Source organism: Vibrio kasasachensis (assembly GCF_050337565.1).
In the GTDB taxonomy this organism is placed as follows: domain Bacteria; phylum Pseudomonadota; class Gammaproteobacteria; order Enterobacterales; family Vibrionaceae; genus Vibrio; species Vibrio kasasachensis.
Window position 1 is genome coordinate 1 of the sequence record NZ_JAKJTB010000018.1, and the last position, 15,144, is coordinate 15,144.

The 15,144-nt window shown below is 44.2% G+C and carries 11 protein-coding genes and 1 pseudogene; 5 read left to right on the plus strand and 7 right to left on the minus strand.

The window, feature by feature from the left end; all coding sequences use genetic code 11:
- Together L4C38_RS14970 and L4C38_RS14975 are read right to left on the minus strand one after the other, a co-directional pair.
- A pseudogene (locus L4C38_RS14970) lies at window positions 1-252 on the minus strand (helix-turn-helix domain-containing protein); the annotation flags it as partial.
- 123 nt (window positions 253-375) lie between these two features.
- Window positions 376-2,190, minus strand: coding sequence for a methyl-accepting chemotaxis protein (locus L4C38_RS14975; RefSeq protein WP_428798364.1), 1,815 nt, complete (start codon window positions 2,188-2,190; stop codon window positions 376-378).
- Window positions 2,191-2,831: 641 nt separating this feature from the next.
- On the opposite strand from L4C38_RS14975, the gene L4C38_RS14980 reads away from it, so the two are divergent.
- The gene (locus L4C38_RS14980) at window positions 2,832-3,527 is read left to right on the plus strand and encodes a VC0807 family protein (protein ID WP_428798365.1); all 696 of its coding nucleotides are present in this window, start codon (window positions 2,832-2,834) and stop codon (window positions 3,525-3,527) included.
- Window positions 3,528-3,609: 82 nt separating this feature from the next.
- Here the strand turns inward: L4C38_RS14980 and L4C38_RS14985 are convergent, their stop codons facing one another.
- Window positions 3,610-5,277 (minus strand): electron transfer flavoprotein-ubiquinone oxidoreductase, encoded by a 1,668-nt coding sequence (locus L4C38_RS14985; RefSeq protein WP_428798366.1) that lies wholly within the window; start codon window positions 5,275-5,277, stop codon window positions 3,610-3,612.
- A 148-nt stretch (window positions 5,278-5,425) separates the two neighbouring features.
- On the opposite strand from L4C38_RS14985, the gene L4C38_RS14990 reads away from it, so the two are divergent.
- A complete protein-coding gene (locus L4C38_RS14990) occupies window positions 5,426-6,394 on the plus strand; it encodes an electron transfer flavoprotein subunit alpha/FixB family protein (protein ID WP_428798367.1) in 969 nt (322 codons plus the stop codon).
- A 134-nt stretch (window positions 6,395-6,528) separates the two neighbouring features.
- Here L4C38_RS14990 and L4C38_RS14995 read toward each other — a convergent pair whose 3' ends face one another.
- From L4C38_RS14995 to pdhA, 3 genes are read right to left on the minus strand one after another with little or no spacing between them, the layout of a single operon-like run.
- The gene (locus L4C38_RS14995; RefSeq protein WP_428798368.1) at window positions 6,529-7,671 is read right to left on the minus strand and encodes a dihydrolipoamide acetyltransferase family protein; all 1,143 of its coding nucleotides are present in this window, start codon (window positions 7,669-7,671) and stop codon (window positions 6,529-6,531) included.
- Window positions 7,668-8,651, minus strand: a complete 984-nt coding sequence (locus tag L4C38_RS15000; RefSeq protein WP_428798369.1) for an alpha-ketoacid dehydrogenase subunit beta — start codon at window positions 8,649-8,651, stop codon at window positions 7,668-7,670. The genes L4C38_RS14995 and L4C38_RS15000 overlap by 4 nt, the downstream gene beginning before the upstream one ends.
- Window positions 8,644-9,738 carry a pyruvate dehydrogenase (acetyl-transferring) E1 component subunit alpha gene (gene pdhA, locus L4C38_RS15005; protein WP_428798370.1) on the minus strand — a complete coding sequence of 365 codons (1,095 nt, stop codon included), beginning with the start codon at window positions 9,736-9,738 and terminating at the stop codon, window positions 8,644-8,646. The genes L4C38_RS15000 and pdhA overlap by 8 nt, the downstream gene beginning before the upstream one ends.
- A 916-nt stretch (window positions 9,739-10,654) precedes the next feature.
- Here pdhA and L4C38_RS15010 point away from each other — a divergent pair.
- Window positions 10,655-11,608 (plus strand): DUF3187 family protein, encoded by a 954-nt coding sequence (locus tag L4C38_RS15010; RefSeq protein ID WP_428798371.1) that lies wholly within the window; start codon window positions 10,655-10,657, stop codon window positions 11,606-11,608.
- An 82-nt stretch (window positions 11,609-11,690) separates the two neighbouring features.
- Here the strand turns inward: L4C38_RS15010 and L4C38_RS15015 are convergent, their stop codons facing one another.
- On the minus strand, window positions 11,691-12,575 hold the full coding sequence (locus tag L4C38_RS15015; RefSeq protein ID WP_428798372.1) for a LysR family transcriptional regulator: 885 nt from the start codon (window positions 12,573-12,575) through the stop codon (window positions 11,691-11,693).
- A 172-nt stretch (window positions 12,576-12,747) separates the two neighbouring features.
- Between L4C38_RS15015 and glaH the strand changes: the two genes are divergently transcribed.
- Complete coding sequence (gene glaH, locus L4C38_RS15020) at window positions 12,748-13,707, plus strand: glutarate dioxygenase GlaH (protein WP_428798373.1); 960 nt, start codon at window positions 12,748-12,750, stop codon at window positions 13,705-13,707.
- 104 nt (window positions 13,708-13,811) lie between these two features.
- A complete protein-coding gene (gene lhgO / locus L4C38_RS15025) occupies window positions 13,812-15,062 on the plus strand; it encodes an L-2-hydroxyglutarate oxidase (protein WP_428798374.1) in 1,251 nt (416 codons plus the stop codon).
- The last annotated feature ends 82 nt before the right edge of the window (window positions 15,063-15,144 follow it).

Sequence of the window (15,144 nt, forward strand, 5' to 3'; positions counted from 1 at the left end):
ATATACTGCGCTAGTGTGCGTGAGAGACCATTCATTCGTCCACATTAAATTAAATGCTTTTCGTTTTGTTTGAGCAGTAGCAGCATGCTTAGTTGGTAAAAATGAATCAGTACCATGGATGGCAAAGACTTGAGCCCAATACCGTATCTGTCTTGAAGAAATTGAATATTGTTTTGCTAAGTAGAGAGATGACGTGCCATCTAAGTATTGCTTAGCAATGATACATTTTAGCTCTCGGCTATATTTGGACATAAAAAGACCCCCAATAATTGGTGTCTAACTATTGGGGGTCAGTTCATTTTGCGGCTCTTTTTTTGCCTGAATTTTGGTAAGTGGCAAAGGAAAAATCAGACTGGTTTTTGATGGGGACTACTCTTAACTATCTATTCTTGTTTGATGGCTGTCATTTTTTATCGTAAAAAACTCCAACTCTTTAGTGAGATCTTTAGTGAGATCTGTGATGGTATCGTTTACCCTTTCAACTTGCTGATACCCTGAAACATTACTAGATACGATCTCTTGTATGTCATTCAGATTCGATGAAACTGTATTTGCTAGATCCAGTTGATTGTCCGCGGCTTTTGCAACATTCACGTTAATTACCGAAACTTCTTTCACTTTATTACCGATTTCTCCAAAAAGTTTCGCGAACCTACCCATTAGTTCTTGGGATTCAGTTACAAGCGATACGTTACTTTGCATTATCCCGTCGGCGTCTTGTGACTGTTGCTGTAGTACAATTATTTCATCTTGAACCCCAATGGTCGCTTCTTGTGTTTTTGCTGCTAATGATCGAACTTCATCAGCAACCACTGCAAATCCGCGACCATACTCCCCAGCCCTAGCAGCTTCGATGGCAGCATTCAGTGCTAAGAGATTGATCTGGTCTGAGATACTGTTGATCACATCAACAACGGAACTGATTTTTTTTGAGTGCGTTTTCAGTTCGGACATTTTATGCGATGACTCAGTTATCGAGTTGATCATGTTACTCGACATCAACTCAGAATGTTGCAATGTCCCAATTGCATCATCAAGCGCAATAATGGCAGCATTCGTAGCGTCATCAGCTTGTTGCGCATTGAGTGCTACTTCAGAAGATGTTTGTGATAGATCCGTTGCTACTCCCGCCAGTTCAGTCACCTTTGACATTTCATTTTCTGCGTTATCAAGGCTGGTAGTAATGGCGTCTGAAATTCGAGTTTGATAACCACTCAAACTCGTTATAGAGGTATGAGACGAGGTCACAATCGACGATATATTGTTGTGAAGTGCAAATAGCGCATCAACGATATTATCAAATTCATTGTTTGAGCGTACTATGCGCTTGTCTTCACAAAAAATGCCTTTCGACATCTCGAGTATCCAATCGCTTATCCCACTTAGATTTCTTAATTCTCGCTTGACGATTAGAGCGACTACGCACATTAGAATAGCGCTGAGTGTCAGCAATAACGTGATTTGGGTAATCAGCTGTGATTGAGTACTTTTTATTTCATGATCAAGTGGTGTTATCGCCCATAGGTTTTTCCCACCTGAGAGTTGATTACGGGTCACAGAAAACCATTCTTTGTCAGGATTTTGATATATGAAAGGCTTGATGCCAACACTTTTGAAGGCTGGTCGTAATTGGAATATATTCTGTGAAATTGAGTCTGTATTGCTAGCATCGGTAGCAAAAACACTGCCTTCATCATTTGTGATTAAAAATTCATTCACACTATCAGTAATAAACCCACCAGGATCCATATCAAACAGTAATACACCAATGCGTTGATTATCGTAGGTAATTGGTACTGACAACGTGATCACGAAATCACCTGTGGCAATAGATTGGTACACAGATGACATATAGAAATCTGCGTCTTTCTGCATCACATCCATGTACCATGGTCTATTTAGCTGCTTAGGGTTTTGCTCTTTGTGAACATCTAGATTGCCGTATGAGTTGCCATTCACATCTGAAACGATAACTTCTTTTAGATTGTACGTTTTCGTTAAGTAATGGACGTAATCAAGTAAATTTTTCTCTGAGCCCTTCGGTATCTCATGAAGTTGCAGTGAAATTAAAGTTGATACTGTCTCCATAAGCGTTTGATAACTTTCAAGAGATGAAGTGTATTGATTGGTTAACGAGCTAACATTCTCCTTGTTTGCTAACTCGATAAGATTTTTTCTATCATCTTGCATTTTGAAATATAAAATTGACGAAAATAGAAGACAACTTAGCAAGGTAATAACGAGAAGCGAGATGTTTATTTTTCTGACCATTGACATACCGTATATCGTAATGTAAAAGTGCGCGTGTCAACAATCTATATTAGATATTATTGAATATAGATTACTGACGATTTGGAGGTTAGGACTGCATATATGTGATTTTATAGAAGTTAGATAATGCATATGACTATTATTGCAGTGATATATGCTACATACTATTTGAGGTGACTTACACAAGAAATAGGAAAATTGCATGTATTATCGACGTAAGTCACATTTAAAGAGGTTGTTAGAACAAAATTGGTCAAGTATCGCTTTTAATTTATCCATTAATAACTATCTAAAAAGCAACGGTTAGCGTTATTTCATAATCATACTGGCAAGGCTGTTTTGTTACTCCGCGACACATCTTTGAAAAATTGAACATTTATCATAATTGTAGTCTTGAATAGAACTACTCTTCACGTGTGTTGAGTTAACATGCCCATGCCCACCTATTTCATAAGTCGTTACATAACTTGATGCTTTAACGCTTTACATCTGGCGCTAGGCGATGAACACTCCCCCTCGAAATTAATTAACAGCCGATATAGTAGAGTCAGTACTAGATTATGAATAACAAGACCGCGAAAAAGTCGAATCCCCTATTTGAGATCCTCTTTAACGTATTCATCCCTTCACTCATATTGATGAAGTTGAGTGGTGATGAACACCTAGGGACAGCAATGGCACTCATTGTCGCTTTGCTCTTTCCCATTGTTTACGGTGGTATGGATCTTATCCGCAACAAGAAGTTTAACTTTATCGCCGCCCTCGGCTTTGTCAGTGTTTTATTGACAGGTGGTATTGGCTTATTAGAGCTCGATACACGCTGGTTGGCGCTGAAAGAAGCATTGATTCCCGGTCTGATTGGTTTAGCTGTTTTGGGTTCAACGTTTACACGCTACCCATTCATGCAGAAGATGATCCTAAACGACACTGTGCTGAACCTCTCTTTGATCACCGAGCGATTAAGACAAAGCGGTAAGTCAGAGGCATTTGAGCGTTGCCTAATGTCATCGAATTATCTGTTCGCTAGCACTTTTGCGTTTTCTTCAGCCATGAACTATTTTCTGGCAACCTGGATTGTTACAAGTCCAGCAGGTACAGCGCAGTTTAACGAAGAGTTAGGTAAGCTGACTCTATATAGTTACCCGATCATTGCGATTCCAAGTATGTTGATGATGTTTGGTATTTTTTATTACGTTTGGCGTCAGATTCGAGCAATGACCTCTCTCGAGACAGAGCAAATTTTCCATATAAAATAGAAAAGCGAAGCTCATAAAACACAAGGTTAGAATCGAGTTGGAATAACGATCCTAGCCTTGTGAACATGCCTTATCTCGACCATTACATATTCTGATAATTTGGTCCGCCACCGCCCTCAGGGGCTTTCCATGTAATATTCTGCGAAGGGTCTTTGATATCGCAGGTTTTACAATGCACGCAGTTGGTGGCGTTAATTTGGAAGATCGGTTTTCCATTCAGCTCTATCACTTCATACACGCCTGCAGGGCAGTAGCGTTGGCTTGGTTCATCAAACTTAGCCAAATGTACTTCAATTGGTATATGTCGATAAGTCAGGTGCAAGTGACACGGCTGGTTCTCTTCATGTTGTGTACCAGACAAAAACACCGATGATGGTTTATCAAAACTGATCACCCCATCTGGCTTTTGATAATCGATGGGTTGGCACTCTTGAATGGGTTTCAATTGTTCATGATCAAATGATAGATCTGTGCTTGTCCATGGAAACGGCTTCTTAACCAGTGGCTGCCATAGGTTGTGTTCCAAGGTGGAAAGCGCGCCACCGAACAGGCTACCGAACTTATGGATATTTGCGCCAAAGTTACGCGTTTCGCTCAACTCGTCATACAGCCATGAGTTTTCAAACTCGCTTTGGTAATCAGGCTCTGGGTTTGATTGAGACGCTGCCTCGAAAATCGCTTCTGCTGCTAACAAGCCAGATTTCATCGCCGTATGGCTGCCTTTGATCTTGGCGACATTCAACGTCCCTGCGTCACAGCCAATCAGCACGCCGCCAGCGAATTGTTGTTTTGGCAATGAAGATAACCCACCTTTGGCGATGGCTCTCGCGCCATAAGCGATGCGCTGCGCGCCTTTTAAATGTTGTTTGATAGCAGGGTGATGCTTAAAACGCTGGAACTCATCAAAGGGGCTCAGATAGGAATTACTGTAATTCAAATCGATGATCAAACCGACGGAAATTTGGTTGTTTTCCATATGATAGACAAAGCCGCCCCCGGTGGTGTTTGTCTCATGGAGTGGCCAACCTGCGGTGTGGATAACATCGCCGGATTGAGCCTTGGCATTTGTTGGAAGCTGCCATATCTCTTTCAAACCTAATGCATAATGTTGTGGTTGCTTGCCTTCATCTAAATCGAATCGTTGGATCAGCTCTTTGCCTAAATGCCCGCGGCAGCCTTCCGCGAAGACGGTGTATTTGGCTTTGAGTTCGATACCAGCTTCAAAGTTTGGCTTGGCTTCGCCATTTTTATCTACGCCCATATCGCTGGTGTTAATTCCTGTCACGGTTCCAGATGCATTGTAGTTAATGCTCGATGCCGCAAAACCGGGGTAGATCTCTACGCCTAATGATTCAGCTTGCATTGCTATCCAACGACACAAGTTTGCCAAGCTAATGACGTAACTGTTGTCGTCATTGTGCAGCGGGTTTGGCGTAAGAAAGTGCGGGACACTAATGTGGTTGAACTTATTAGTGAGATAGAGCAACGCATCGTGTTGGACAGAAGCAGAAAGCGGTGCATCCATGTTCGGCCAATCAGGAAAGAGCTCATCAAATGCACGGGTTTCGAACACAGCACCGGATAGAATGTGTGCGCCAACTTCGGAGCCTTTTTCTACCACACAGATTGATAGCGCTTCTCCTTTACTTTCATGTTCTTGGTTCAACTGTGCTAATCGACAAGCGGCACTTAGACCAGCAGGTCCAGCCCCGACAATTACCACGTCAAACTCCATGCATTCTCTTTCCATCTCTTTGCTTCCTTTATACAAAACGATTGTACAAAAACTATAGCTTGGTTGACGCGAGAGTACGCTGGGCTAGGCTCAAAAGGTAGGCAGTGTGCGTAAGCGAGTCAATAAGCTAAACAAACAAGCGAAAGTGATTTAGGGAGGCGTAATGACGGAAAACAAACAGTTAGCAACCTTGATGATTGTCGAGCATGATAACCAATTACTCTCAGTGAATACGCTAAGAGTGTTAAACGCCGCTGCACAAATACAGCAAGATGGCACATCGTTACCTGTTACGGCATTTTTGGTGGGGTATCAATGCTCAGCGGTTCTAGATGTATTGAAGTGCACCAAGGGCATATCAAAAATTATCGTTGCGAACGCCCCTGAACATGAACATCAGTTGGCTGAAAATCTCTCTAAGCTCGTTGCTGAAGTTGCTAAGGACTACTCCCATATCCTTGCACCAGCCAGTACATTTGGTAAGAACTTAATGCCGCGTGTGGCAGCATTGCTCGATGTCGGTCAGTTGTCTGATGTGTGCGCTATCGAATCTTTAGATACAATAATACGCCCAATTTACGCTGGTAATGCGTTAGCCAGAGTGCGTTCATCTGATCCGATCAAAGTGATGACGATTCGGAGTACAGCCTTTGATGCCGTGATGGTTTCTGAATCACCATTTATAGAGAATATTGTTACGCTAGACACTGTCATTGCTGCTACGCAATGTGAGTTTGTCTCACAACAAAAAGTAAAAAGTGAAAGACCAGAACTATCAGCAGCCAGCGTTGTGGTATCAGGAGGGCGTGGCTTGGGTAGCAAAGAGAACTTCGCGCTGGTGGAACAGTTGGCAGATAAGCTTGGTGGTGCTATTGGGGCATCTCGCGCTGCCGTGGATGCGGGCTTTGTTTCGAATGATTTGCAAGTGGGTCAAACGGGCAAAATCGTTGCGCCGCAGTTGTATATTGCGGTTGGTATTTCGGGCGCGATACAGCACGTAGCAGGGATGAAAGGTTCCAAGGTGATAGTGGCGATCAATAGCGATCCTGACGCGCCGATATTCGAAGTGGCAGATTATGGCTTGGTTGGTGATTTGTTCGAGATTGTGCCAGAGCTGTTGGATAAAATTTAAATCAAGATGCTTGTACCTTAGAAACTTGAAGATGCAGGTAGGCGATCACCGCTGCAACTTCAAGTATGACGGGGATATGAGTGGAAAGTAAGGGCTTCAATTGCAAGCCCTTGATGGGGGCTGGATGCTAGTACTTACACGCTTGATCTTCTTAAATGCGCAGCCAATACCTTGGTAAATCTTGCCGCTTCGCCACCAGTACACGCTCGATGGTCAAAGGTGATTGACAATGGTAAGGCTTTGACGGCAACCGCTTGTCCATCTCGAATCACCACTTTCTCGATGATCCGGCCTGCACCAACAATCGCTACTTGAGGCGGTGTTACCACAGGCGTTGCATAGATGCCTGCAATTGCGCCAAAGTTAGACAGGGTGATGGTGGCGTGCTGCAGTTGCTCACGACCAATCTTCCTTTCACGAATACCTTGTACGGTCTGATCCAACCAACGGCGCACCTCATTGGGTTCATACTCATCGGCGTGGCGCAGTACTGGTACATATAAGCCATGACGGCTGTCTACGGCAATACCAATGTTGACAGTGCTGTGCAGGCAACGTGTCATCGTTTCAGCGTCGAACCACGCGTTCATTGCTGGCTCTTCTTGGCAGGCATGTACGATGGCTTGGACAAGGCGAATGCTAATATCTTCACCTGATTTCCAGCCCTCTAATACTGCTTCTTCGGTGATGGTAACCGCAGCGACATTATGATGGGATTCTGCCATGGCAGAAACCATGGAACGGCGAGCGCCTTTGAGCACCTCAGTGCCAACGTGCTGCTTGCCTGCCTCGTCATAGATGTCCGAATCCAAGATTAATTGATTGGGACCGCTGCCTTTCACACAGTTAAGATCCACCCCGAGCTTCTTCGCCAGTAAACGCGCAGAGGGTAGGGCAGTAATAAGGTTATCTTGCGAAGGATTATGCTCGCCACCCACCCAGAAATTATCCACGTTCACACTGTGTGCTTGCTGAGAAACGTTACCGACTACGGTCGCTGCATCGGCAGTTTGTGACTTCTCTGAGGCAACATGCTTTGCGCCTGTTTCGTCGATTTCGAGCAGTAAGGCACCAATATTGATCACATCGCCTTCTTCACCAAGGCGACGGACGATTCGACCGCTGTATGGCGCAGGTACATCAACCGTTGCTTTTGCGGTTTCGACCGTGAGCACCACTTGGTCGAGTTTGACTATATCGCCAACGTTAATGTGCCATTTTATGATTTCAGACTCAGCGAGACCCTCGCCGAGATCGGGTAAATTAAACGTCTTCATTTCCAACCCTCCACGAGTTCGCGAGCTGCTAGTACAATGTCTTCTTCCTGAATCATGTAATAATCTTCGTTGCGGTAGTAAGGCATGATGGTATCCATTCCGGTGACGCGTTTTGGCGGTGCTTTAAGTAAGCACATTGCGTGTTCGGCGGTTCGAGCTAAAAGCTCTGCGCCTACGCCGCATGTCTTGCTTGCTTCATGTACGACAAGTAGCCGCCCCGTTTTTTCTAAAGAACGGAAGATGGTGGCTGTATCAATCGGTTTGATGCTCGCTAAATCAATGACTTCAACTTCAATGCCTTGCTTTGACAAAGTTTGCGCAGCCTGTAGTGACTCCACCACACAAGCCCCCCAAGTGACTAAAGTAATGTCGCGACCTTTACGCAGAGTAAAACAAGTGTCTAAAGGCAGTGCTTCACCGGTGTCGATCACTTCCGATTTTACCGTGCGGTAGATGCGTTTGGGTTCGAAGAACATCACAGGATCATTACTTCGAATCGCGGCAAGGAGCAGCCCATAAGCGCGTTGAGGTGAAGAGGCAACCACCACTTTTAATCCCGCCGTATGTGCAAAGAGTGCTTCGATACTTTCTGAATGATGCTCCGGTGCATGTATCCCCCCACCAAAAGGTGCGCGAAATACCGCAGGGCAGGTGAGCCGACCTCTAGTACGGTTACGCATTCTTGCAGCATGGCACATCAAATGTTCCATGGCAGGGAAGACAAAACCTTGAAATTGGAATTCGGCAATCGGTCGCAGCCCTTGTGTTGCCATACCGACGGTGACACCACCGATTAAGGCTTCGGCAAGTGGTGTATCGATAACGCGTTTTAGACCATACTTCTGTTTGAGTCCCACAGTCGCACGGAATACACCGCCGTTATCACCGACGTCTTCACCGAGGACGACGACGTTTGGATCGTGTTCCATTTCATGATGCAGAGCGAGATTTACTGCTTCAACTAACGTGAGTTCAGCCATGTTTCCCTCCCTGCATTCGCATTGCTTTATTGATCAGGGTATCCCTTTGAGCGTGGAGCTCTTGAGGGAGTGATTCGTATAGGAAGTCAAAGCCTGTTTCTGGCGCTTGATTAGGGATGTTGAGATAGCGTTCAACCGCTAGTTCGACTTGTTGTTTGCAGTGATCTTGCCAATGAAGCTCTTGCTCTTCGCTCCAAATCCCTTGGTTGATTAAGAATGCTTTGAGGCGGCGAACCGGCTCGTATTGCCATGCGGTTTGCACTTCATCCGCATCGCGATAACGGGTGGCGTCGTCGGCAGTAGTATGGTCGCTTAAGCGGTAGCTCACTGCTTCTATCAATGTGGCACCTTTGCCTTTTCTGGCTCGATCTAGGGCGCTCAGGGTGGCGTCATACACAGCTATGACATCATTACCATCGACGGTAATGCCCGGAATACCGGCGCCTGTGGCTTTTTCAGATAAAAACTCAGCGGCACATTGCAAACTGCGCGGGACAGATATCGCCCATTGGTTGTTATTCACCACAAACACCAATGGAATGTTCCATGCACCAGCGCAATTGATCGATTCAAGAAAGTCTCCTTTAGATGTTGCACCATCGCCACACATAACCAGAGCAGCCTCGTGATTGCCTTGTATTTTTAATGCTGCTGCAACGCCTACAGCGTGGGTGCATTGAGTTGCGATAGGGACGCAGAAAGGTAAGTCACGGCTCGGAATTGGGCTGTTTTCAGGTGCGAAATCGCTGCCCCGTTCATCGCCCCCCCAATATTGCAGGTTCTTTTCCATGCCAATCCCCCTGCACCACATAGCGGGCATGTCACGATAGTAAGGGACAAAAACATCGCTGGACTTAAGCGCATGACCTACAGCAATACCAACGGCTTCCGAGCCAAGGTGCGAAGGGTAAGTGCCTAATTTACCAGTGCGTTGCAGAGCAACGGCTTTGTTATCGTAGGTGCGAGTTAATACCATGTCTTGATAGAACCCGACCAAGGTTTCTAAGTCAGCCCAGTTGGGTAGTTGGCTGATGAGGTTCCCATTGTGGTCGATAAACCTATGCATGGGTAATGCCTGAACGTTCATCTCAAGCTCCTTTTGACGCTGCGTGTCTTTTGAACTGCAGCGGTTCATAGTTTAACCAAAACCTGTATGGGTACTCAGGCTTCGATATCAGCGCATAAGGTCACACCTAGGATTGCAGTTGTTTTGATATACCTGTCATACTTGAAGTTGCAGCGATGTTGGCTGTGTTCGTGCGGCCCAATCAAAAGTTCACCTATCCTCAGGGGACTTTCTTACTTGCCGCCTACCTGCATCTTCAAGTTTCTTGGGTATAGTTATCGGCACCCCTCTTTATTCGTCTCTACAAGCAAAGTTGTGTTGTGGTTAAACATAAGTTGTCACGTAATACTGTTGTATACATTGCCCAATCTAGAGATGAATTTTGGTATAACCAGATATAGTAAGTGTAAACAAAATGTTAAATAATGCTTTAATTTGAGTCAGGAACCACAGTAAAGTTTTGCTGAAACCCTACTTTTGCAGCGTAAAACACTGGTTATTAGAATTGTATGTGTTAAGAATTGAATGAAATCACTAAGTTTTACGAGAATTTTGCAACAAAATTACGCGCTAAAATCCTGTAAGTTGAGCAATTTATCAGTACTCCAAGGCGGCGATAAAGCTCCTGATCACGTAAAACTAGAGTTGCTAGGTTTGCAGGCAAGGCGTCGATTTGGAAATCTAGTCGCTCTAAATTAAGAATCGATAACGTAGTCTGCGGACCTAACAAACTCGCCCTGTGAGAGTCGGTCACGGGAACCAGTGACAAGACTCTGAATCCTGCATCTTGAAGTCACTTGGGTATAAATCAGTATGCGGTTACACAAAAAAAAACTATTTGCCTTGCTTTATTAATAAAAATTCGTTTAATGAACACTGTTCAATTGTGAGTTGGTAACATAAGTACCGGATTTTTATGAATATGGAGAGGAGAAAGATGCTAAAGCGGGTATTAATCCCAATGTGGTTAATAATGGTTGCAGAGTCTGCAATGGCGAGTATTCAATCAACACCGCTTCGAACCTATCCGACATCTCCTTATCAGGCTAATTCATTAGCGACACAGTTGCGTTCTGCCAGTGCCCCTCAATCGACTGAAATATTCGCCAATGCAAGCATGACTAGCGTTTGGGCTCATAGCGCGGAATTTGAGTTAGATTATTATCAGAACCATGCAATGACAGGAGCACAATGGCGTATAAACAGCCGATTTAGCGCAGAACTTAAGTATCAATACTCTTGGGCGGCAAATAACCACTTAGATACTATCACCATCAAATTTCATGACTTTTTTGGTCTTGGTCAAAATGGCCGATTGGAGGCTGGTAAACATCAGTTCAGCATCGAAAGCCAAGAATATGATGTATCTGTTAACGACTTCGAAGGTGAAGTTATGGTTAATGCACTACATGGCTACCTTCAGTATCAGGTATATGAACAAGGTCCCCATATACTTTCAGTCGGCGGATCTCTCTATTACAATGACGTAGATGACTCTCCCTTTGAAACGTCAAGCTTTGAACAGGGTCTACAAGTTAACTATACGTATTTGTCTGGTAACAATTCTTTCTTTTCCACAGCGGGAATAACACACCGTGAAGAGGATGACCTACTAGGAGGGATGCCCGTGAAAAATAACTCGGTAGCATTAGGGCTGGGATATGGTCGTCGCTTTGCTAGAAATCACGAATTTTTGATTGAGTATCATGGTTTTGAAGGGATTTTAAATGATGATAGCGTGTTTTCCACAGCATCACATGAAATTGTAGTCGGGTATAGATACTATATGCAGAATCTTCTAATTGAATTCACCTCTACAGAAAATATTATCAACATGGATAATTCTACTGATATCGCGTTTGGCGTTGGTCTGCGGTATTTCTTCAGATAAGCATTGAAGGAGTACTCTTGAATACGTATTAATATGACCGCGATGACGTGGAAATCATAGTGTAGATAAATATCCTGAATCGTCAGTTATCGTGTTTGCGGTAGTTACCTTGTAAAAAGCTGACAAAGGCTTTGGCGGCGGTTGAAAGGTAGTGGCTCGACTTCCAACCGATGCCTAATTGTAGAGGGATGGGAGGGTTGAACGGAATGGCCTTCAATAGAGGATCATCCGCAACCAAGATTGGTAGGCAAGTTCCAATACCGATTTGGCGTTTGACCATAGATTTGAGCAACTCAGGCAAGTTGGTCTCAAATTGAATATTTGGTTTTAATTTATGCTGTTGGCAGTAGCCGTTGACGGATTCACGTAAAAAATAGCCATTTTTGAACAGCACTAAAGGCTGATTGCAAAACTCCTCTAAAGTGATGCTCTCACGTGAAGCAAATGGATGCCCTGCGGGAACGCAAGCTGCGATTTGATCTTGTGCGAGGATAGTTTGGCGGATCTGCTCATGTTCTCGATCACCACGAATTAAAGCGAGATCTAATTCTCCATTCACCAACATTTGCGCGAGCGTTGCCGTGCCTGCTTCTTGGATATTGATCTGTATCCCTGGGTAAGACTTTTTGAATTTCTCCAGTGCGTCGGGTAAGAAGTAAGACGCTAACATGGCGGATGCACCAAAGTTAATCACCCCGCTACTGAGCCCTTTAAGTTCTTGAAGTTCTTTTTCTGCCTGCTCGACATCTTCCAATATTATGTTGGTATGGCGCAGTAAAACTTGCCCTTCAGCGGTTAAACTCATCTTCCTTTCGGTCCGATTAATCAGCTTTAAACCAAGCTGATGTTCCAACTTTTTGATGCTGGTACTCAGTGCTGATTGCGCTATACCAAGTTGATCAGCCGCTTTAGTGAAGTTGCCAGTTTTCGCTAGTTGATTGAAATAGTGCAGTCGCTTCAAGTCCATCTGATCTCTCGCCATCTATTTTGTATATGGAAACTATATATACCATATGTTGTTAATATAAACCTGCGCTCGTTATAGTTTTGTTAATTAAAGCGTCGGTCCAGTCGCTTAATCCCAAAACAACATGACGTATATGGCAGTTTGCTGCTCAGCCAAATAAGGAAGTAACACAATGAATATTGCTAAAGTCTTCAACCAGAATACAGAAGAACGTTGCGGATTTACGGTCTCTTTGCACCCAGAGAGTCCTCGTGTACAAGTTGTCACACTAGCGAAAGAAACGTTGGATGAGTTTGCGGATCTAATTCAAAACTACAATCTTCAATCATTGGAGTACAAAGCGTTTCTTCGTTTTGCTGTCGCAGATGCGTTAGATAAAGCGTGTGATTATCAACTGGGTCAATTTTTAGTTGAAACGATGGAAGATCGCGAGAGAGGAGCATTCCTGCTGGAGCCATCAGAAGAAGCCAAAGCTCTATTTGAAGACAGCGATGAGCAGCGTGATTTCTTTGTAATTCTTTCTACGGCAATTTCTCACCTAATCGGGGTACCAAACTTTGATTCAATGTTTGGCAAATACTATGCTCGCTTTACCGTCAAAAATGACGATGACAGCGATAGCTATCTGCGTCAGGCGCATCGTCGCATGGAGCTACACAACGATGGCACCTACGTAAATGAACGCACAGATTTCGTTCTCATGATGAAGATGGACGAGAAGAATATGCAGATGGGCGATTCATTACTGCTTCACGTAGATGATTGGCAAGATCTTGAGCAGTTCTACCATCACCCAATGGCGAAGCAGAATATTGTTTGGGGAGCTCCACCGAGTAAAAATGTCGGTTACACTATTGATCACCCGGTCTTTTTCGAGGAAGACAAAAATGGCAAACCGCATATGCTGTTTATTGACCAATTTGCACAGCCTCAAAATATGCAGCAAGGTCTGTACTTACATCAGATGAGTGAGTCACTGGAGCGTGATAGTAACTGCCTTAATATACGAGTAAATACGGGTAGTATGCTGGTAGTACAAAACCATTGTTGGCTGCACGGACGTGATAAATTTGTAGCGCATAAAGGGCTTAAGCGTGAGCTGCTTCGTCAGCGTGGTCACTTTACACGTTAACTTAGTAAAGCGGCTTTATCGTTTCGTTGGTGAAGCCGTTTTGCTATAACTATATGAAAAAATATAACTATAATTAAAACAATGAGAGTGAAGGAGCACCAAACGTGGAAGAAATGTATGACTACGTAGTGATCGGCGGCGGAATTGTCGGTGTGTCAACAGCATGGCAGTTGCAGAGTCGCTTTCCAGATAAATCGATTTTGCTGATCGAAAAAGAATCGGGTTTTTCTCATCATCAAACGGGGCATAACAGCGGCGTAATTCACGCTGGGGTTTATTATGCGCCGGGTAGTTTGAAGGCGAAATTCTGCCAAGCTGGAGTGGCGGCAACAACCGATTTTTGCGCAAAACATGATATTCCAGTAGAGAATTGCGGAAAATTACTCGTGGCAACTTCGCCGCAAGAAGTTGAACGAATGAATGCGTTATATGAACGTTGCCATCAAAACGGGCTGGATGTAGAGCTTATCGATCAAGATGAACTCAAAGTGCGTGAACCCAATATTGTCGGCTTAGGCGCAATAGTTGTATCAACCACGAGTATTGTGAACTATCGCCAAGTGACCGAAAAAATGGCGCAAGAGTTCGTCGATGCTGGCGGCATGTTGTCATTAGGTACACAAGTAACGAGTTTGGTGGAGTCAAAGAATCGTGTTTTGGTATCCGGCGTGCATAGTGACGTACCAGTATCATTCGCTTGCCAATTCTTAGTGGTTTGTTCTGGCTTAATGGCAGATAGAATGACACGCATGATGGGTATTGAAACCGAGTTCCAGATTATCCCTTATCGCGGTGAATATTATCGTTTGCCGCCTAAATACAATGACATCGTTAATCATTTGATCTATCCAATTCCTGACCCTGATCTACCGTTTCTTGGTGTGCACTTAACTCGTATGATTGATGGCTCAGTCACGGTTGGACCTAACGCAGTTCAAGGTTGGAAGCGAGAAGGGTACGGAAAAATCAATTTCAACTTACGTGATGTGCTAGACATGGTGAGTTTTGCCGGTTTTTGGAAAGTATCAGCTAAGCATCTTATGATAGGATTGAGTGAAACGAAGAACTCTTGGTGGAAGCCGGGGTATTTGAAGTTAGTGAATAAATACTGTCCTAAAATCAAAGTAGAAGACTTGCAGCCCTATCCTGCAGGCATTCGCGCTCAAGCGGTTTTAAAAGATGGTACATTGGTTCACGATTTTCTGTTTGCTGAAAGCGAACGCAGTCTGCACGTGTGTAACGCGCCTTCTCCGGCGGCAACATCTGCCATTCCAATCGGTGGTTACATCTGCGATAAAATTGCGCGAAAACAGCAACCAGAACAAGAGAGCAACGGAGCGCTAGAAACCGCTTAACAGCTCAACCACCCATCACACTTTATCAATCTGGCAACGACCTGAAGAGCTGACTATTCAGGTAGTTGCTTTCTCGTTGTCT

Coding starts and splice junctions, on each gene's coding strand:
- L4C38_RS14975 (WP_428798364.1), bottom strand. CDS start 2,190: ATGCAAGATGATAGAAAAAATCTTATCGAGTTAGCAAACAAGGAGAAT.
- L4C38_RS14980 (WP_428798365.1), top strand. CDS start 2,832: ATGAATAACAAGACCGCGAAAAAGTCGAATCCCCTATTTGAGATCCTC.
- L4C38_RS14985 (WP_428798366.1), bottom strand. CDS start 5,277: ATGGAAAGAGAATGCATGGAGTTTGACGTGGTAATTGTCGGGGCTGGA.
- L4C38_RS14990 (WP_428798367.1), top strand. CDS start 5,426: ATGACGGAAAACAAACAGTTAGCAACCTTGATGATTGTCGAGCATGAT.
- L4C38_RS14995 (WP_428798368.1), bottom strand. CDS start 7,671: ATGAAGACGTTTAATTTACCCGATCTCGGCGAGGGTCTCGCTGAGTCT.
- L4C38_RS15000 (WP_428798369.1), bottom strand. CDS start 8,651: ATGGCTGAACTCACGTTAGTTGAAGCAGTAAATCTCGCTCTGCATCAT.
- pdhA (WP_428798370.1), bottom strand. CDS start 9,738: ATGAACGTTCAGGCATTACCCATGCATAGGTTTATCGACCACAATGGG.
- L4C38_RS15010 (WP_428798371.1), top strand. CDS start 10,655: ATGCTAAAGCGGGTATTAATCCCAATGTGGTTAATAATGGTTGCAGAG.
- L4C38_RS15015 (WP_428798372.1), bottom strand. CDS start 12,575: ATGGACTTGAAGCGACTGCACTATTTCAATCAACTAGCGAAAACTGGC.
- glaH (WP_428798373.1), top strand. CDS start 12,748: ATGAATATTGCTAAAGTCTTCAACCAGAATACAGAAGAACGTTGCGGA.